The 19,351-nt window shown below is 52.3% G+C and carries 14 protein-coding genes and 1 tRNA gene; 7 read left to right on the top strand and 8 right to left on the bottom strand.

All coding sequences use genetic code 11. The features are described 5' to 3' along the window. Nucleotides 1-34 precede the first annotated feature (34 nt). The 4 genes from HRU73_RS00615 (at nt 35) to HRU73_RS00600 (ending at nt 5,953) form a co-directional block, all read left to right on the top strand. Nucleotides 35-1,528, top strand: a complete 1,494-nt coding sequence (locus HRU73_RS00615) for an FMN-binding glutamate synthase family protein (protein WP_287399037.1) — start codon at nt 35-37, stop codon at nt 1,526-1,528. A 441-nt stretch (nt 1,529-1,969) separates the two neighbouring features. Further along, nucleotides 1,970-4,168 (top strand): TonB-dependent receptor, encoded by a 2,199-nt coding sequence (locus HRU73_RS00610; protein ID WP_011112626.1) that lies wholly within the window; start codon nt 1,970-1,972, stop codon nt 4,166-4,168. A gap of 16 nt (nt 4,169-4,184) precedes the next feature. After that, entirely contained in the window at nt 4,185-4,868 is a 684-nt protein-coding gene (locus tag HRU73_RS00605; RefSeq protein ID WP_287399036.1) for a Fe2+-dependent dioxygenase, read from the top strand. After that, complete coding sequence (locus tag HRU73_RS00600; RefSeq protein ID WP_287399035.1) at nt 4,868-5,953, top strand: alpha-hydroxy acid oxidase; 1,086 nt, start codon at nt 4,868-4,870, stop codon at nt 5,951-5,953. Before HRU73_RS00605 ends, HRU73_RS00600 begins: the two co-directional genes overlap by 1 nt. 125 nt (nt 5,954-6,078) lie before the next feature. On the opposite strand, the gene pgsA is transcribed toward HRU73_RS00600, so the two are convergent. The 7 genes from pgsA to HRU73_RS00565 all read right to left on the bottom strand — a co-directional run bounded on the left by pgsA (nt 6,079) and on the right by HRU73_RS00565 (nt 12,545). Next, complete coding sequence (gene pgsA / locus HRU73_RS00595; RefSeq protein ID WP_287399034.1) at nt 6,079-6,657, bottom strand: CDP-diacylglycerol--glycerol-3-phosphate 3-phosphatidyltransferase; 579 nt, start codon at nt 6,655-6,657, stop codon at nt 6,079-6,081. A 108-nt stretch (nt 6,658-6,765) separates the two neighbouring features. Further along, nucleotides 6,766-8,298 carry a glycerol kinase GlpK gene (gene glpK / locus HRU73_RS00590; RefSeq protein WP_287399033.1) on the bottom strand — a complete coding sequence of 511 codons (1,533 nt, stop codon included), beginning with the start codon at nt 8,296-8,298 and terminating at the stop codon, nt 6,766-6,768. Nucleotides 8,299-8,394: 96 nt separating this feature from the next. Further along, a complete protein-coding gene (rnk, locus tag HRU73_RS00585; protein ID WP_287399032.1) occupies nt 8,395-8,808 on the bottom strand; it encodes a nucleoside diphosphate kinase regulator in 414 nt (137 codons plus the stop codon). A gap of 277 nt (nt 8,809-9,085) precedes the next feature. Continuing rightward, entirely contained in the window at nt 9,086-9,808 is a 723-nt protein-coding gene (gene phoB, locus HRU73_RS00580) for a phosphate regulon transcriptional regulator PhoB (RefSeq protein ID WP_287399031.1), read from the bottom strand. Nucleotides 9,809-10,375: 567 nt separating this feature from the next. Beyond that, nucleotides 10,376-10,468: transfer RNA gene (locus HRU73_RS00575), tRNA-Ser, on the bottom strand. Between the two features lie 46 nt (nt 10,469-10,514). Continuing rightward, nucleotides 10,515-11,762: an aspartate kinase gene (locus HRU73_RS00570; protein WP_011112632.1), complete on the bottom strand. Its 1,248-nt coding sequence runs from the start codon at nt 11,760-11,762 to the stop codon at nt 10,515-10,517. Between the two features lie 195 nt (nt 11,763-11,957). Then, nucleotides 11,958-12,545: a peptidoglycan-binding domain-containing protein gene (locus tag HRU73_RS00565; protein ID WP_287399030.1), complete on the bottom strand. Its 588-nt coding sequence runs from the start codon at nt 12,543-12,545 to the stop codon at nt 11,958-11,960. Between the two features lie 251 nt (nt 12,546-12,796). On the opposite strand from HRU73_RS00565, the gene HRU73_RS00560 reads away from it, so the two are divergent. After that, entirely contained in the window at nt 12,797-13,972 is a 1,176-nt protein-coding gene (locus HRU73_RS00560; protein WP_287399029.1) for an acetate/propionate family kinase, read from the top strand. A gap of 44 nt (nt 13,973-14,016) precedes the next feature. Continuing rightward, nucleotides 14,017-16,389 carry a phosphoketolase family protein gene (locus HRU73_RS00555; protein WP_287399028.1) on the top strand — a complete coding sequence of 791 codons (2,373 nt, stop codon included), beginning with the start codon at nt 14,017-14,019 and terminating at the stop codon, nt 16,387-16,389. 298 nt (nt 16,390-16,687) lie between these two features. Here the strand turns inward: HRU73_RS00555 and tal are convergent, their stop codons facing one another. Further along, nucleotides 16,688-17,782: a transaldolase gene (tal, locus tag HRU73_RS00550; protein WP_287399027.1), complete on the bottom strand. Its 1,095-nt coding sequence runs from the start codon at nt 17,780-17,782 to the stop codon at nt 16,688-16,690. Between the two features lie 239 nt (nt 17,783-18,021). Here tal and HRU73_RS00545 point away from each other — a divergent pair, with 239 nt between their 5' ends. Then, nucleotides 18,022-19,302, top strand: coding sequence for a cytochrome-c peroxidase (locus HRU73_RS00545; RefSeq protein ID WP_287399026.1), 1,281 nt, complete (start codon nt 18,022-18,024; stop codon nt 19,300-19,302). The last annotated feature ends 49 nt before the right edge of the window (nt 19,303-19,351 follow it).

The following is a 19,351-nucleotide window of genomic DNA, read 5'->3' as shown; positions in this document are numbered from 1 at the left end:
TCGATCCTTTCAACAATCAAGAAAACGGGGAACCATGCCTGACAGCCTGATCGATCTGATCATTTACAGCGTCGGCACCATTCTTGGGCTGATCGTCGTCGGCGCCATCGTGACCTTTTTCATCCGCGACGTCACCCAGAAAGAACACGCCATACTGCGCAATTATCCCATTATTGGCCGGTTGCGCTATTTTTTCGAGATCCAGGGAAAATATTTCCGCCAGTATTTCTTTTCCGGTGATCGCGATGAAATGCCGTTCAACCGCGCCACCCGGAAATGGATATACAAAAATGCCAAGAACAGAGGCGGTATCATCGGCTTTGGTTCCACCTACGATCTGCGTGAACCGGGCGCATTCATTTTCGTCAATGCTGCTTTTCCCATACTGGAAGAAGATCAGTTACCCACCCCGGCCTTATCCATTGGCGAAGGATACTGCGACCAGCCTTTTCTGGCGCGATCCATCATCAATATCAGCGCCATGAGCTATGGCGCCATTTCCACACCCGCTGTGCGCGCACTATCACGCGGTGCAGCCAAAGCCGGATGCTGGCTGAATACAGGTGAAGGCGGGCTGGCTCCCTGCCATCTGGAAGGGGAATGCGATCGCATCATGCAGATTGGTACCGCCAAATACGGCATTCGGGATATACAGGGAAATTTTTCTGCTACCCGTGCAAAGGAAATCGCTCAGTCGGTCAAAGCATTCGAAATCAAGCTCTCCCAGGGAGCAAAACCGGGTAAAGGAGGTGTACTGCCCGCCTCCAAGGTCAACCCGGAAATTGCTGCTATCCGGGGAATTCCGCCTTATCAGGATTCCATCAGCCCCAATCGGCATCATGATATCGGCAATATCGATGAATTGCTGGATCAGGTAGCTTTCATCCGGGAACTGACCGGACGACCGGTGGGCGTCAAAACCGCCATTGGCGGCTGGCATTTCATCAACGAACTGTGTGATACCATCCTGCGCCGCGGTCTGGAATATGCACCTGATTTTCTGACGATCGATGGTGGAGAAGGCGGCAGTGGTGCGGCACCGCAGACGCTGCTCGATCATGCCGGCCTGCCGATCACGGAAGCACTGCCACGAGTGGTCGATGCCCTGATCGAATCCGGTCTGAAACAGCGCATACGCGTCGTGGCGGCAGGGAAACTGGTTACTTCTGCACAGGGTGCCTGGGCATTGTGCGTCGGCGCAGATTTCATCAACACCGCCCGCGGATTCATGTTTGCCCTGGGTTGCATCCAGGCCATGCGCTGTCATCTGAACACCTGTCCGACCGGCATCACTACCCACAATCCGCGCTTACAGCGCGGCCTGGTAGTAGAAGAAAAATACCTGCGAGTAGCCAATTACGCGCTCAACGTCAGTCATGAAATCAATATGATCGCCCATTCCTGCGGATTAAAGCACGCCCGCGAACTGCGCCGGGAGCACATACGTATCGTCGAAAAAGCCGGGATAAGTGTAGCGCTCAACATATTGCACCCATATCCGGAAACGAAATCGACTGTTCGTAATTGACCGACTGGTTCAGCCTGTTTTTTGGCGGAAGTAAAAACAAGGAAAATTCAATATACTGCCGGACTTGCTGTTCTCACCTTCCTCGCCTTCTCCCTACCCCACCAGCCTCTGAGCTCTTCTGATCCGGCGACACAAGCCCCTGTAAATCTCTCCCGCCCGTCATAAAGGAAATATTGATATTAATATTAACTATAACTATAATAATTCTCACTAAGATTTATTTTTTTATTAAAAAGTCCCGGTGAATTTGCTTTGCGGGCGAGTTTTCCGGTTTTTTAGTATGTGTCTTGGCTGTAATACTAATTATCAGCAGCGTCTCAACTGATGAGCAACAAATCGGGATTGATCTGAACAGCGATCTTTCTGAACCAGAAACCCTTAATAACAATTTTTTAATTACCAGCAGCAAACCAATCAACAATCTCATTAGAGGGAAATGAAATGTCGCAACAGCAAAAAACGCTGCTCCCCCTGGGCGCAGCACTGATGGCCGGCGGGCTGTCGATCAGCGCCTTTGCAGCGGAAGGGAGTGAATCATCCGAAGCTGCCGTTCTTCCTACCATCAAGGTGCAGACGAGCGCCGAAGAGCAGGATGGTTACCGTGCCACTGCGACTCGTGTCGGTAAAAAATTGCAGGATCCGCACGATATTCCGCAGGCAGTGACCACTATTACCAACCAGTTCATGGAAGACTACCAGGCAAGCTCACTGAGGGATGCGCTGCGCCACGTGGCCGGCTTGTCTTTCAACGCTGCAGAGGGCGGGCGTTCCGGTGACAATATGATGTTGCGCGGTTTCTACACCTTTGGTGATATGTATCTGGACGGTATCCGTGATACTGCACAGTACAACCGTGAAATCTTCTATATGGAGCAAGTGGATGTACTGCGCGGAGCGGGTGCCATGATGTTCGGACGTGGTCAGGCCGGTGGTGTCATCAACCAGGTCAGCAAGGCACCACATATTGGGGATAGAGGCAAAATCACCGGTAGCGTCGGGATGTACGGTTACTACGAAATGACCGGTGATTTCAACAAACAGATCACTGATACCATTGCCATCCGTTTCAATGGAATGAAACGTACCGAAGACAGCTGGCGCAAGAATCCGGCGGCAGATGACAGAGCCAGCCTGGATCGTGATGGATTTGCCATCAGTGCCGGGATAGGTCTCAACACTGCTAATGAATTCATCCTGAGCCATATCCGCACGACAACGAATGACAAACCGGATTTTGGTGTCAGCTTTGATGCGACGACGCGCAGACCACAAGAACGATTTCCAGCAAAATATTACTGGGGAACCAACAGTAATTTTGACAAAAGCACGGTAAATATCACCACGGCAAGCTTTACTCACCGTTTTTCGCCTGACAGTGAATGGCGTACCCAGTTACGCTACGGCGATTATGAACGCAGTTACTGGGCACGTACTCCCAGCCTCACTGTTGCTCCTAATATCGGAGGCACGATTTGTACACCTAACTGTAATGGCGGGCCGACGCGCGCAATGGACTACGAAACACTAGCCATTCAGACGGATTACAATAAAAAATTCCAGTTGTTTGGAATGAACCACGAATTCCTCGCCGGTGCAGAATATCTCAATGAAGACGGCTTCCGTCACTCCTTACAGAATTTCGGCGGGACGACAGCGGCCAATCCTCCTCTGTATCGCCCTTACGAGATTAATTCAGCAGGGAACCCAGTCGATTTCAAATCCCGCACCTATGCCGTTTATATGCAGGATACGATCGAGTTCATTCCTAAATGGAAACTCACACTGGGCGGGCGACGCGACGAGATGAAAGCGATATATTCGAATACGCTCTCTCCCAGACTGAGATATGGCGAGTGGAGTACACGCGGAGCCTTGTCCTACCATTTTTCAGATCAGTCACATTTTTATGTAGCCTATAGCGATTCGTTCAGTCCGACGGCTGATCTGTATCAGCTCAACGTTGCGCCTCTCCCGCCGGAACGCAGTCAGGTCAAGGAAGTCGGTGCGAAATGGCTGTTGTTTGAAGGCGATCTGGCACTGCGTGCAGCACTGTACCGTGCCGACAAGCAATGGGAACGCAATACCGATCTCGAATCAACCGCATCTGTCCTTACCCGAAAACGCCGCACCGATGGAATTGAACTGGAAATGGCAGGCCGCATCACCCCCAACTGGGAAGTATTCTCCGGTTTCACCGTGATGGATTCAGAAGTCCGGAAAGTGGCTGTCAACGTCAATCCGAATACCGGTGCCCTGACTTCGGGTAACCCGGCATACGAGGGTGAACGCTCACGCAACACTCCCCCTTATACATTCAACCTGTGGACGACCTATAAACTGCCCTATGGCTGGAGAGTAGGTGGAGGTGTCGAAGTAAAAGGCAAGCGTTACGCCTACAACCCAAGCGGTGCCGGCCCTATCCCCACCCTGCCGGGTGAAACCGAATTCCATCCCAACACTGCGCCTTCCTATATGCGCTGGGATGCGATGGTTGCCTATGAACAACCAAAATGGGCGGTACGGTTGAATGTTCAGAACGTATTCAACAAGCTGTATTATGATGCTGTTTACGACAATGGCGGGTTTGTCATCCCAGGCCAGCGTCGCAGAGCGATCATGACTGCTGAATATCGTTTTTAACCGGAAATCCAACTGAGTGCTTCTGACTATCGATGATGTTTTGACACAAGAGGAACTGGCCATCGCAAGAAGTATGCTGGCCAGATCTGCCTGGGTAAGCGGGCTGGTAACGGCCGGTACCCAGGCTGCCCAGGTGAAAAACAATCAGCAAGTGCAGGAAAACGATCCGCAAATAGTCAACCTGCGCCGCCTGGTATTGGGAGCACTCAACCGCAACGCCCTGTTTTTCACGGCGACTCTGCCTGAAAAAATCGTACCGCCGTTCTTCAATCGCTACAGCGGGGAAACCAATCATTACGGTTTTCATGTGGATAATGCCATGCGCCTGCTGCCGGATGGCAGTGGATATGTCCGCACCGATGTATCCGCCACATTGTTTCTGTCTGATCCGCAGGAATACGATGGCGGAGAACTGGTCATCAACGATACTTTCGGCCAGCATGGTGTGAAACTGCAGGCAGGCAGTATGGTGATCTATCCTTCTTCCTCGATCCATCAAGTCACACCGGTCACCCGCGGAGAACGGCTGGCCTGCTTCATATTCATCCAGAGCATGGTGCGTAACCCCGATCAACGACGCCTTCTGTATGAAATGGATATGGCATTGTTGCAGCTGCGCCAGAATATTGGTGAAACACCCGCCGTCGTCAGCCTGACCGGCACTTACCATAACCTGCTGCGACAGTGGGCTGACAGTTAGTGGGCGAGTTACTGCCTAAGCTTGCAACCATTCCGGAAGGAATACAAAGCGCAGCCGATTACCTGCCTTTAGCCAGAGAACGCCTGCTGCCGGCAGTCTGGCACTACCTGGAAGAAGGCAGCGGCAATCAGGTAACACTGCACACCAATAACTGCGTATTCGATTCGATCCGGCTTATACCCCGGCCTATGGCCGATGTGCGAGACGGTCATACCCGTATCACCCTGTTTGGCCAGACACTGGCACATCCTGTCATCCTGGCACCACTCGCCTACCAGCGCCTGTATCACCCGCATGGAGAATCGGCCAGCGCCATGGCGGCCAACGCACAGGGGGGACAACTGTGTGTAAGCAGCCTGGCAAGCCAGACACTGGAAGAAATCATCACTGCAGCCGGGCAGCCTTTATGGTTTCAGTTGTATTGGCAGGAAGATCGTCCGAGAACACTGAAACTATTGCGCCGGGCCGTTACCGCGGGCTATCAGGCGATCGTATTCACGGCGGATGCACCGATCAAACAGGCAACCATTCAACTGCCCGCCAGCATCAGCGCGGTCAATCTGGATACACCGGCGCCGTTTCCGGCACTTTTGCCGCATCAAAGCCAGGTATTCAATGGCTGGATGGCGCAAGCGCCCCGCTGGGAGGATCTTGCCTGGCTGAGAGCGCAAACCTCGCTGCCACTGCTGGTAAAGGGCATCCTGCATCCGGAGGATGCCAGGAAAGTGATGGATCTGGGATGCGATGGATTAGTAGTATCCAACCATGGCGGGCGCGTGCTGGATAGTGCTCCTGCGAGCCTGGCGTGTCTTCCGGAAATCGTCAGTGCTGTATCCGGCCGGGGAAAGGTGCTGTTCGACAGCGGTATCCGCAATGGGCGCGATATTTATAAAGCGCTGGCGCTCGGAGCCGATGCCGTACTGGTTGGCCGCCCCTACATCTGGGGGCTGGCAACGGCCGGTGCTCTGGGTGTGGCCCATGTCATCCGCCTGCTGAAGGATGAACTGGAAATGACCATGGCACTTACCGGCACAGCCAGTATTAGAGAAATTACCCGGGAGAAAATAATTTCTGATCGGAACTGAAAATGATCGAGTTTGAACAGGCACCTGACACGGCTCCTTCGCTCCCCCGATAACTTCCGGCTAAATCGATCCTCATAAATCGATCGCTGCCCTATCAAGCTGTCCGGTGGTCCATTTCAGTAATCTCAATGCTGGCTGTGATGAATCACATGTGGAATGGCTGCTCTCAGGTAGTAGATCATCGACCACAATGTCAGAATAGCTGCAATGTAAATCAGCCAGGTGCCAACCGTCTGTGAATCGAACGCATCATTGATCCTGTCATGATAGAGCAGCAGGGGAATTGCCACCATTTGCGCAGCCGTTTTGATCTTCCCCAGAAAAGACACTGCCACACTCTTGGATTTGCCAATTTGCGCCATCCATTCACGCAGTGCGGAAATTGTAATTTCACGACCAATGATGATCAAAGCAACCGGGGCATCCAGCCGGTCCAGATACACCAGCACGATCAGGGCGGCGGCTACCATCAGTTTGTCTGCTACCGGATCGAGAAAGGCACCAAATGCGGAAGTCTGGTTGAGCACCCGCGCCAGATAGCCATCCAGCCAGTCGGTCAACGCGGCGCCGGCAAATACGATGGTGGCAACCAGATTCTGCGTGGCCGGAGACATCCAGTCCGTCGGCAGATAAAAAATACCGACAAACAGGGGAATTGCCATGATACGCAGCCACGTCAGAAAATTGGGAAGATTCATCAGCATAACCAAACGCACTCCAGTCTGTTTTCATCCTGTCAGATTGATAATCCGCGATACCAGATTCACCACGGGTTTTCTCCGCTTTATTCTGCATGTTCCACACACTCGCTCCTACTGGCGGGAATCTGATGTGGCAGGTTCAGCAGCATTTCCGGAAGTATGTAACAGCGACTGAATCGCCGTTTTCCAGCCGGTATACAGTCGCTTTCTTTCAGCTTCCGTCATCGCAGGAGTGTAGATTATATCCCGTTGCCAATAATGTTCAGTTGCTTCCAGCCTGGCGAACAGCCCCACTGCCAATCCGGCCAGAATTGCCGCACCCAGTGCCGTTGCTTCCGTTACTTTCGGCACTTCCACCGGTCTGTTCAACATATCAGCGAGAAACTGACACATGAATCCGTTTGCCACCAGCCCTCCATCCACACGAATGACGTCGGCCTGATGGCCGCCATCTTCCTCTATTGCCGCCATCAGATCCAGGGTCTGATAGCCCTGCGCTTCCAGGGCGGCACGAACGATATGCGCCCGGGTCGTATCACGTGACAACCCGCTGATCATGCCACGCACATCCGGTCGCCAGTAGGGTGCGCCCAAGCCGGTAAAAGCAGGTACGAAATACACTTCATTACTGTCCGGCACACTGCGCGCCAGTGCCTCACTAGCTGCTGCATCCTGAAAGAATTCCAGCCCGTCCCGCAGCCACTGAATCGCTGCACCCGCAACGAAAATCGATCCTTCAACGGCATAAACCATCTTGCCATTCAGACGATACGCCGGCGTGGTCAGTAAACGATGTCGTGAAAGCCTGAAATCCGGACCGATATTCATGAGTGCAAAACAACCGGTACCATAGGTGGATTTGACCATGCCCGGCCGGAAGCACCTTTGTCCGATCAGCGCCGCATGCTGATCTCCTGCCATGCCGCCAACAGGAATTTCCCGACCGAACAAAGCCGGGTCGGTCACCCCGAATCCGGCAGCATTATCGCGGACTTCCGGCAGAATCGCTGCCGGAATATCGAACAATGCCAACAGGTCTGCATCCCACTGCTGTTCGACGATATTGAACAACAATGTCCGTGCAGCATTCGTTACATCAGTGGCATGTACTCGACCGCCTGTCAGATGCCAGAGCAGATAGCAATCGATCGTGCCAAACGCCAGTTCACCCCTTACTGCCCGGGCACGCACGCCTTCAACGTTATCCAATATCCAGGCAATCTTGGTTGCAGAAAAATAGGGATCGAACAGCAGGCCGGTTCGGGCTGTTACCATCGGCTCAAATCCTTGTGCTCTCAATCGCTCACAAACAGTACCAGTGCGGCGATCCTGCCAGACAATGGCAGGATAAACAGGTTTGCCTGTCTTACGATCCCATAAAATGGTCGTTTCGCGCTGATTGGTGATGCCAATGGCAGTAACCGCTTCCGCCCTGCCGGCAGTGCGTTCCAGGATCGCACGGCAGACTTCGAGCGTATCCTGCCAGATGGTTTCTGGATTCTGCTCGACCCAGCCCTTGCGCGGATAATGCAACTTCAGCTCTTTCTGTTGCACTGCAAGGATTTTCAGTTCCGCCGAAAACAGAATGGTACGAGTGCTGGTCGTCCCCTGATCGATGGCCAGAATCGTCGGCTGATCATTCATGGTCGGTTTCGTACGAAAGAAACAGGAAATATCATTTGCAAGTCACCCGGTCGGCCTGTCTTCAGTCAGCATGGAATCTCCCGGAAAAGAGCCCGTTTACCGGTAATATTCACCGGAACGCTCCGGCTGATAAGTCACTTCCATGATGCGCACACGCAATACGCCACCACCCGGTTTGGGCCACTCGATTTCATCTCCCTGTGCAAGTCCCAGCAGTGCACTTCCTACCGGCGCAAGGATCGAAATCTTTTCCCCGCTGGTATCGACATCCTTCGGGTAAACCAGCGTCAGGCAGAATTCTTCGGCAGAGGATTCGACTCTGAATCTGACAGTCGAATTCATCGTCACAACGGTGGGTGGAATCTCCTCCGGATCTACCACTTCTGCCCGGGCAAGCTCGGCTTCCAGATCATCCCTGCCCGGAAACGCATTTTGCGAGAGAGTTTCCAGCAATATTTCCAGGCGCTCTGCATCGAGCGAAGAAATCATGATTTTGGGTTTGATACTCATTTTAATTCCTCGTATTAGATCGTCCACATGAATTGTTGCAGAAAAAAGCCACGGCTTTCAGGTGAAAACACTCCTCCTGAAATGGCTCTGCAAATGGAAAAACTGATTGACGGACGCAACCGGTCTGTGTTGCATCCCGTTATAGAGAACTAAGTCACACTTGAAAAGATGAAAAGCCGGGAAATCTCTTGCACTTACCAACCACAGCTAAACTCGCCCGATCCCTGTCAGCGCAGTATAGCCTACCGCCCTGCCATTGACCAGTACAGGCCAGTCTTCAGAGTTCACTCTCACCGCGCGTGGAAAAACGATACCCCGCCCCTCTGACTGTCTGCACGAGATCGGCTTTTCCTGCTACATCCAGCGCCTTGCGCAACCGGCGTATATGCACATCAACCGTACGATCTTCGACAAAAACATGATCTCCCCACACCCGATCCAGTAGCTGGGCGCGGGTATGCACACGTTCAGCATGCGCCATCAGAAAATACAACAGACGGTATTCGGTAGGACTGAGCAGCAACTCTTTCTCATGCGTACCATCGCTCAGATCGGTAACGGTCACCCGGTGTGTCATCGGGTTGATCTGTACCCCCCCGATATCGAGAATTTCATCGGAAGCTTCAGGCAGGCTCCGGCGTAATACTGCTTTTATCCGGGCAATCAACTCACGCGGGGAAAACGGCTTGGTAACGTAATCATCCGCCCCCGTTTCCAATCCGATTACCTTATCTCTCTCATCCACTCGAGCAGTCAGCATGATGACGGGAATCGGTTTGGTACGCGGATCGCGTCGCAGCGATCGCGCCAGCTCAATACCGCTTTTTCCAGGAAGCATCCAGTCCAGCAATACCAGATCGGGCAACACCTCATTCACCATGGCTGCCGCCTGCTCGGCACTGTTTGTACATACAGCGGTATAGCCCGCATTGCGCAGGTTATAGGCGATCAGCTCCTGAATCGCCGATTCATCTTCCACTACCAGAACTGTTGCAGACATTTCTCACCTCACTGGAAAAAGGGATATAACCCACATCAGGAACATACAGAGCAATAATGACAGAATGATGACAGATCAGCCCTTTGGTGGATCACAGCCCTAGCGATAATAATCGCTATACTCACGCCACCGCACTACGATAAGCAAGCACCCAGCCACTGTACTCTCGATCTCACAATTTCCTTACAGCAGGCATGTCGCCACTGATGATTCAGATCGTGCCTAAAACCGGCCATGAAGTTGAGGCGCAATCGATTTTGCCAGCCGACTTGAGTCAGGTCCAGCAACGATATCCTTCTGTTGATAATGATAGCAAGCCGTGTTCAGCATGATGTTCGGGCGCAGAACATAGTCGATGGCCAGTGCGTGTTGCAGGCAGTTGCGTAGTGTCCATGGCTGAACGCCCACAGACAGGCGACTTACATGAACTGGAGAGCGAGAACACCATAAAAAGCCGCTTGATGGTGACCTTCGGCTTTCAATCGGGATATATTTCGATACTTTGATCGTAGTCAGGAATTCGTCGGGCAGGATACTGATCCTGCCAGAATTCCACTATTTGGTGGGTGGCGGAGAGAGAGGGATTCGAACCCTCGATAAGCTTTTTGAGCCTATACTCCCTTAGCAGGGGAGCGCCTTCGACCACTCGGCCATCTCTCCGTGGGTGATATTCTTATATCAGCTTACGCTGCAAAAGTCGGTAATACTAACACGTTTTTGTGCTGGTGTTATTCACCTGATCCAGATCAAAAGCTTTGTGCAGAACCCGGACCGCTAATTCCATATACTTCTCATCAACTACGACAGAAATTTTGATTTCTGAAGTTGCAATCATACGAATATTGATTCCCTCTTCTGCCAGAACACGAAACATTTTGCTGGCGATACCGGCATAGGAACGCATTCCCACCCCGATCACCGAGACCTTGGCGATTTTATCCCCGCCAATGACTTCACGCGCACCGATATGAGGCAATACCTGTTGTTTCAGTACATCCATCGTTCTGGCATATTCGTTCCGGTGAACCGTAAATGAAAAGTCAGTGGTATCATCATGTCCAACGTTCTGGATGATCATATCGACGTCTATATTGGCATCTGCCACCGGGCCCAGTATCTGATAGGCAATACCAGGGTGATCCGGCACACCTACCACCGTGATTTTCGATTCGTCACGATTAAATGCAATCCCCGAGATTATGGGCTGTTCCATCTTGTTATCTTCCTCAAACGTGATCAGCGTACCTTCGCCTTCCTCAAAGCTGGAAAGAACCCTGAGCTTGACCTTGTATTTACCGGCAAACTCCACCGAACGTATTTGCAGCACCTTGGAGCCCAGGCTGGCCATTTCAAGCATTTCTTCGAATGTAATGGTATCCAGTTTCCGGGCTTCCGGCACCACACGCGGATCAGTGGTATAAATACCGTTGACGTCCGTGTAGATTTGGCATTCGTCCGCCTTGAGCGCTGCAGCCAGTGCAACCGCCGTAGTATCTGAGCCACCCCGCCCCAACGTCGTAATATCACCCGTTTCATCAACGCCCTGGAATCCGGCCACAATAATCACGTAACCCGCTGCCAGATCGGCACGAATGGGGTCTTCATCGATCTTCAGGATACGCGCCTTGGTATGGGCACTGTCAGTCGTGATACTGACTTGAGGACCGGTATAGCTTTTTGCCTTGATCCCCAGCTCACGCAAAGCCATCGCCAGTAATCCGATCGTTACCTGTTCGCCGGTGGACAGAATGACATCCAGTTCACGGGGATCAGGATTGGGTTGAATCTCTTTTGCCAGCGAAATCAGACGATTGGTTTCTCCGCTCATGGCTGATACGACGACTACCAGCTCATGCCCCTGCGCCCGAAACTCAGCCACACGATGCGCAACCTGTTTAATGCGCTCGGTGCTGCCTACCGAAGTGCCACCATATTTTTGAACGAGGAACGCCACGAAATTTTTTCTCAGGAATAAATGATCAAACAGCCTGAACGGCGGTGAATTCTACACATTTCTCTGAAAGAATTCTATTTCCAGACCAGACGAAAGCCAAAAATATGAGTCTGCCGCTACCTGTAGAACCAGATCGTAAAGATCAGGGGACTGATTTCAGCAGACTCATGACATTTCCATAAAACCTGAGAACAATCAGAAATCGATCCCCAGTTCGCGCAGTGTTTCTTTGGTTATTTTGCCTTCAGCCAAACCATGTTGTTTCTGGAAATCGATCAATGCACCTCTGCTGCGTGGCCCCAGTTTACCGTCCGCCACTCCCGGATTCAAACCGGCATCCGTCAAAGCCTGCTGAACTTTGCGGATCAGATCCGGTGTGGCTTTGACGACTTCCTGACCATCATCAGCAGATCCTGCTACTGAATCTGTTGCAGGGGCTGCTGCTACAGACCCGGTTTCTTCAGCGCCACTCGCAGTCGTTTCTTCCGGTTCAGGTTCTACTTCACCATTTAAAGCACCACCAGTACGCTGGATAATTTCATCTGCTTTTGCCAGAATCGATTCCAGTGATTCTTCTTCCATGATTTCGCCAGACTCGGTCTCACCAGATTCAACGGGTACTGATCCAGTCACGATCTCATCACTCTGAACAGCTTCTTCGGTTACCCCGATCTGATTCTGCGCGGTGGTTTCTTCCGGTTCATCACCACAACCCGCTACAAACGCAACCAAAGATAGCATCAGAACACATTTTGCAAAACGATCAAGATTTATCACTTTCATTCCCGAACCTCCTCATGAAAAAATCAATGAATCTCCCGGATATCTAAAACCAGGCCTGAAAATTCCCGCTTCCTGAACCGACCAGGCCATGCCCGGCCAATCAGGCAGATATAACCCCGCAATATACACCCTTCATACGATCATTCCATCCTATGATGACATAAGAATCGTTTTTAATGATCTATCGGGTGAAAAGCAAAATCGCACAAATCGATAACAATACCCGGCAACTGTTTTTCAGGAGAATTACTATGAACAAAACCATTCTCGTCCTCAATGCCGGCTCATCCAGTCTCAAATTCGCACTCTATCAAACGACACATGAAAGCATATCGATGATCTGCCGGGGAAAAATCGAGATCGGCGGTAATGCTTCATCCCGGTTTCAAGTCAAGGATTCCCGGGGAGAGCTACTCTGGCAGAAGTCTCTTCACATTACCCATCATGAAAACGCGATAGAGGTACTTTTACAATGGCTGGAAACACGAACGGACAAACGACAGCCAATAGCAGCAGGTCACCGTGTCGTCCATGGCGGCATGCTATTCGACCGACCGGTCCTCATCGATGAACAGGTCATCACCCGACTGCTGCAACTGGTTCCACTGGCACCGCTGCATCAGTCCGACAGCCTGGCAGGAATCAGCGCATTACGACGACTCAGACCGGATTTACCACAGGTTGCCTGTTTTGATACCAGTTTTCATCGTACCATACCCGATGAGGAACAGATTTATGCGCTGCCCGGCCATCTGACAGACCAGGGAATCCGGCGTTATGGTTTTCATGGTCTGTCCTACGAGTATATTGCCCACATCCTGCCCGATCATCTGGGCGACCGGGCAGCAGGACGTATCGTAGTGGCGCATCTTGGCAACGGTGCCAGCCTGTGCGCTTTACGGCAGGGCAAAAGTATCGCCACGACCATGGGATTCACACCGCTGGAAGGTTTGCCGATGGGTACACGTTGCGGCAACCTCGATCCGGCGGTACTGCTTTACCTGATGCGGGAACAACAAATGAACCACGATACTCTGACGAATCTGTTACATCGGCAGGCTGGGTTACTGGGTGTTTCCGGTATCAGCGCCGATATGCGCACGTTACTGGCCAGCAATGATCCCGGCGCCAAACGGGCCGTTGACCTGTTCGTCTGGCAGGTATGCCGTCAGTTAGGGGCAATGGTAGCCTTACTGGAAGGGATCGATGGTCTGGTTTTCACTGCAGGTATCGGCGAGCATGCATCGCAGATCCGTACACGGATATGTGCCCGCCTCAAATGGCTGTCGATCGAGCTCGATGAATCTGCCAATCAGGCCAATGCCATCCGTATCAGCACTGCCGACAGCCATACACCGGTCCTCGTTCTGCCAACCGATGAAGAAACCATCATCGCCCGCCACACATTGCGACTCATCGCGGCATGAACCGGGACACCTCCCATGACTTAACCTTAATGAGGTAATTTGCCATGACTCAAATCCCGCACCCTCTCACTCCGGATGAACTGCAGAAAATCGACGCCTACTGGCGCGCTGCCAACTACCTTTCGGTCGGCCAGATTTATCTGCTTGATAACCCGCTGCTGCAGACCCCGTTGACATTGCAGCATATCAAACCCCGTTTGCTGGGGCACTGGGGAACGACACCCGGGCTCAATTTCATTTATGCCCATCTCAATCGCATCATCCGGCGTGATGATCTGAACATGATCTACATCGCTGGTCCCGGCCACGGCGGACCCGCACTGGTCGCCAATACCTACCTGGAAGGCACTTACTCCGAACACTACCCCGATATCTCGCAGGATATCCAGGGAATGAAACACCTGTTTCGCCAGTTCTCTTTTCCCGGCGGGATCGGCAGTCATGCCACACCGGAAATTCCCGGTTCCATCCACGAAGGAGGTGAACTCGGTTATGCACTCTCTCACGCCTTTGGGGCAGTGTTCGACAACCCGGATTTGATCGCAGCCTGTGTCGTAGGTGACGGAGAAGCCGAAACCGGGCCATTGGCAACTGCCTGGCATTCCAACAAGTTTCTCAACCCGGTTCATGATGGTACCGTGCTGCCGATCCTGCATCTGAATGGCTATAAAATTGCCAACCCCACCATTCTGGCGCGTATCAGCCGTGAAGAACTGGATCAGCTGTTCCAGGGCTATGGCTATCAGCCCTATATCGTCGAAGGAGAAGATCCTCTGACCATGCACCAGCTCATGGCCGGTACACTGGACCAGGTACTCGCTGAAATCAGATCGATCCAGACCAGAGCTCGCCTTGATGGTGTGACGCAATACCCTCGCTGGCCCATGATCATCCTGCGTACCCCGAAAGGATGGACCGGGCCCGCAACAGTCGATGGACTGAAAACGGAAGGCTCCTGGCGTTCCCATCAGGTACCGCTCTCGGAGCTGGCAAAAAAACCGGAACATATCCAGCAACTCGAAGCCTGGCTCAGAAGTTACCGCCCGGAGAAATTATTCGATACTCAAGGCCGGCTGATCGAACCCCTGCAGGCGCTGGCACCACTCGGCAATCGTCGAATGGGCGCCAACCCTCATGCCAATGGCGGATCACTGATAAAGCAATTGCGTATGCCGGATTTCCGGAAATATGCGGTCGAAATCGTGCAACCTGGTCAGATCGAAGCCGAATCGACCCGGATCATGGGCAGTTTCCTGCGGGATGTCATGTGCCTGAATCTGAAAACCTGTAATTTCCGGGTATTCGGACCGGATGAAACGGCTTCCAACCGGCTCGGGAGCTTGTATGACGCCACACCCAAAACCTGGCTTGCCGAAACGCTTCCCGAGGATGAGCACCTGGCACCGGATGGACGGGTAATGGAAATCCTGAGTGAACATACCTGCCAGGGCTGGCTGGAGGGTTACCTGCTGACCGGGCGACACGGCTTGTTTTCCTGCTATGAAGCCTTCATTCACATCGTCGATTCGATGTTCAACCAGCATGCCAAATGGCTGAAAGTCAGCAAGGAAATTCCATGGCGCAGACCCATCGCCTCACTCAATTACCTGCTGACTTCCCATGTCTGGCGTCAGGATCATAATGGTTTCTCTCACCAGGACCCCGGCTTTATCGATCATGTGATCAACAAAAAAGCCGATACCATCCGCATCTATCTGCCACCTGATGCGAATTGCCTGCTGTACATTACGGACAAATGTCTGCGCAGCCGCAATTTCGTCAACGTCATCGTCGCCGGCAAACAGCCACAACTGCAATGGCTGGATATGGATGCCGCGATCAAACACTGCACGGCCGGCATTGGTATCTGGGGATGGGCCAGCAATGATCAGGCTGGCGAACCGGATGTCGTCATTGCCTGCGCCGGAGATGTTCCCACCATCGAAGTCCTGGCCGCTGTCAGCATCCTGCGGGAACATCTGCCCGACCTGCGTATCCGTGTGATCAATGTCGTTGATCTGATGACGCTGCAGCATGACCGGGAACATCCACAAGGACTTTCCGACAGGGAATTCGATACCCTGTTCACTACAGACAAACCTATCATCTTTGCCTACCATGGCTATCCCTGGCTGATTCACCGCCTGACCTACCGCCGTACCAACCACGCTAATCTGCATGTGCGCGGCTATAAAGAAGAAGGAACCACTACTACACCGTTCGATATGACGGTACTCAACGACATGGATCGTTTCCATCTGGTCGATGATGTCATCGACCGTGTTCCCCATCTGGGATACAAAGCGGCCTATCTCAGACAAATCATGCGTGACAAACTGGTCGAGCACCGCGAATACATCAATCGTCACGGTGAAGATATGCCGGAAATCAGGGATTGGAAATGGACTGCACCCTGATGGTGATAACGAATGGCCACCCGGTATTTCTGCCGGTTCCCGACCATAATAGCGGACACCGTCAGCACATCTGATATCTTAAACAGGCTCTGAGGAGCCTCTGAAAAACGTCAGCAAGACAGAGTCAGTTCAAGGCAAAATCGGCGACGCAAGCAACGCGTAGCGGACAGCCATGAGGCTGGCCCGTAGGGCGAGACGCTAACGCCGAGTAAAAAGCGGAGTTCATAATGGCAAATGAGCCTTTTGAGCCGACTTTTAACGCAGAAATGGCAACGCAGGTAGTTTTTTCAGAGGTTCCTCAATCCGTTTTTCCCCTCTTCAGGGCAGTGCATTTCGAATCAATCACCGCCATCAATTCCTGCCAGGAAGTCACGAATCCTTTTGCTCCCTCCTGCTGGAGTCGAATTGCCAGCGCATCGATATCAACCCCTGCTCTGGCAAACTGTTCCAGAACCTGTTCACAATCTCCGCCATCATCAGGCATATAGTCGAGGCTCTGATCATCATAGTCCGCAAGTGCCTTCAAGGTAGCTTCAGGCATCGTATTGACCGTAAAGGGAGCGACGAGTGACATCACATACAGAACTGGCGAAGCAGCAGGATCTTTGGTCCCCGTGCTTGCCCATAACAGGCGCTGCGGCCGTGCACCGGCATTGTAGGCACGCAACCAGCGCGGTGAGTCAAAAAGATCACGAGCAGCTTTATAAGTACGTCCGGCAATCGCAATACCCAGCCTGTTGCGCAACGTTTCCGGAACCTTGCCGGCAACTGCAACATCCCACCGGCTGACGAACAAAGAAGCAACGGACATCACATCAGGGTTGAGACCGGCATCGATGCGCCGTTCGATACCGCGCAAAAACGCCTCGGCTGCATCCACATACTGTTCACGACTGAACAGCAACGTCACATTGATCGGTATCCCCGCAAAAATGGCTTCTTCAATGGCAGGCAGACCTTCCCGGGTTCCCGGAATCTTGATCAGCAGATTCGGCCGGGCCGCCCGGTTGCAGATTTCCTTTGCAGCCACTATGGTACTGGCGGTATCGTAGGCCAACAGGGGAGATACCTCCAGCGACACCCATCCGTCAACACCATTGGTACGATCGTAAACCGGCTTCAACAGATCGGCAACCCGGGTCAGATCTTCCAGCGCCAGATCAAGAAAAATCTCCTCACTCGATTTACTCTGTTCCAAACCTGAACGGATTCCCGCTTCGTAAGCACTGCTGTTTCTGATTGCCTGGTTGAATATGGTCGGGTTCGAAGTCAATCCCGTTACCGAAAGCTCGTCGACGTAACGCTTGAGTGTGCCGTTAGTCAATAAATCACGTGTAATGTTATCGAGCCAGAGACTCTGGCCGAGATTATGCAAAAGTTGTGTCGCTTTCATAATTTTGCTCCTTGGAAAATCGCCGGACCGATAACTGCATGCCGGCAATACCCAGTATACGTGCATCAGATAAAATCGCTATGGCTGGCGCCCTTGAATGATGTTGCCGCATCGGCAATCCGGCAGCAGCTCGTGTTCCACCGCCCCCTCTCTGCGACAATTTGTCACATTCTCATTTCCTTTCGTTGTCCGGATAATTTCACGCGCTGTCATTATTCCAACGAGGGATTATCGAGTTTATGTACAAAATACTGGTTGTCTTTTTATTGTTTTATACCGGTTTGAGCGTTGCAGGTGACAAAAAAGCGATGCGGTCTGAAGAAATAATGCTGGGAGAACTTATTTTCAAGGATAAAAATTTATCCTTGAACAGGAATCAGTCTTGCGAAACCTGCCACAGCCTGAGCCCGGTCACAAAGCCGGGTCTGCCGGCGGTGCCAGGCTTCGTCGATCCTGACAATGTCACCGCAGGCTCTCCCGTATCGAAAGGCTCCGACATCGATCCCGAAACCAACTTGCCTTTCAACGGCACACTGAATACACCCAGTGTCGGCTATGCGGCCTTCAGCCCGAAGTTCAAATGGGATAAAAGCCTGAACGCCTATAGCGGAGGATTCTTCTGGAACGGCCGCGCCGGAGATCTGACGGCACAAGCGAAGGAACCTTTCCTCAATCCGGTCGAAATGGCAATGCCCAACGCTGCCGACGTTGTCAATCGTCTGAGTGAGAATGCCACTTACCGCAAGCTGTTCAGAAAAATTTACGGTATTTCACTACCACTCAAAAAACAGTCGGACAAAATGGTAGAGAAGGTTTTTCAGAGCATGGCCCAAGCTGTTGCCGCCTTCGAACGAGACAGATCATTCAGTAAATTCAACTCCAAGTTTGACTATGTTCTCGCCGGAACAACGTCATTTACGCCTGTCGAACAACTGGGATTCGATCTTTTCAAAGATCCGCAGAAAGGCAATTGCGCAGTTTGTCATCCCGTGGAAAGTACATTCGATAAAAAAGGGAACATCGCTGTTCCGCCCTTGTTCACCAACTTTGGCTATGAAAACATCGGTGCACCCCGCAACATGAAAATCCCCGGATCGCCCGAGCCTGATCTGGGCCTTGGCGGACGGGCAGACATTCAGAAACGCGATAAATCAGGTTTACAAATCGGCAAACATAAAGTCATGTCCTTGCGCAACGTGGCGGTTACCGCCCCGTATGGCCATAATGGCGTTTTTGCATCTCTGGCAATGATCGTACATTTTTACAATACACGCGATGCATTGCCGCACGATTGCGATAACACTTCACCCCGGTTTCCATCTCAGTGCTGGCCATTGCCCGAAGTCGGGCGAAACGTCAGTAACGAGTTTGGCAATCTGAATCTGACAGCAGAAGAAAGAACAGCACTCATCGCATTCATGAATACCCTGACGGATGGCTATCCCGCCTGGGGCAATGATCCGCTGATCCCGCCCGGGACACCTTCTCCCTATCCGCATCTTCGGATACCGTCCAGATAAGCCGTCATCCTTCCAGCGATCAGTACGCAAGGTGCCCGGGATACCACTC

The sequence above is a fragment of the Nitrosomonas sp. H1_AOB3 genome (assembly GCF_015709435.1).
In the GTDB taxonomy this organism is placed as follows: domain Bacteria; phylum Pseudomonadota; class Gammaproteobacteria; order Burkholderiales; family Nitrosomonadaceae; genus Nitrosomonas; species Nitrosomonas europaea.
The sequence above is the reverse complement of the archived record's forward strand: the minus strand, read 5'-3'. Positions and strand labels throughout refer to the sequence as shown.

Coding starts and splice junctions, on each gene's coding strand:
- HRU73_RS00615 (WP_287399037.1), top strand. CDS start 35: ATGCCTGACAGCCTGATCGATCTGATCATTTACAGCGTCGGCACCATT.
- HRU73_RS00610 (WP_011112626.1), top strand. CDS start 1,970: ATGTCGCAACAGCAAAAAACGCTGCTCCCCCTGGGCGCAGCACTGATG.
- pgsA (WP_287399034.1), bottom strand. CDS start 6,657: ATGCTGATGAATCTTCCCAATTTTCTGACGTGGCTGCGTATCATGGCA.
- glpK (WP_287399033.1), bottom strand. CDS start 8,298: ATGAATGATCAGCCGACGATTCTGGCCATCGATCAGGGGACGACCAGC.
- rnk (WP_287399032.1), bottom strand. CDS start 8,808: ATGAGTATCAAACCCAAAATCATGATTTCTTCGCTCGATGCAGAGCGC.
- phoB (WP_287399031.1), bottom strand. CDS start 9,808: ATGTCTGCAACAGTTCTGGTAGTGGAAGATGAATCGGCGATTCAGGAG.
- HRU73_RS00565 (WP_287399030.1), bottom strand. CDS start 12,545: ATGAAAGTGATAAATCTTGATCGTTTTGCAAAATGTGTTCTGATGCTA.
- HRU73_RS00560 (WP_287399029.1), top strand. CDS start 12,797: ATGAACAAAACCATTCTCGTCCTCAATGCCGGCTCATCCAGTCTCAAA.
- HRU73_RS00555 (WP_287399028.1), top strand. CDS start 14,017: ATGACTCAAATCCCGCACCCTCTCACTCCGGATGAACTGCAGAAAATC.
- tal (WP_287399027.1), bottom strand. CDS start 17,782: ATGAAAGCGACACAACTTTTGCATAATCTCGGCCAGAGTCTCTGGCTC.
- HRU73_RS00545 (WP_287399026.1), top strand. CDS start 18,022: ATGTACAAAATACTGGTTGTCTTTTTATTGTTTTATACCGGTTTGAGC.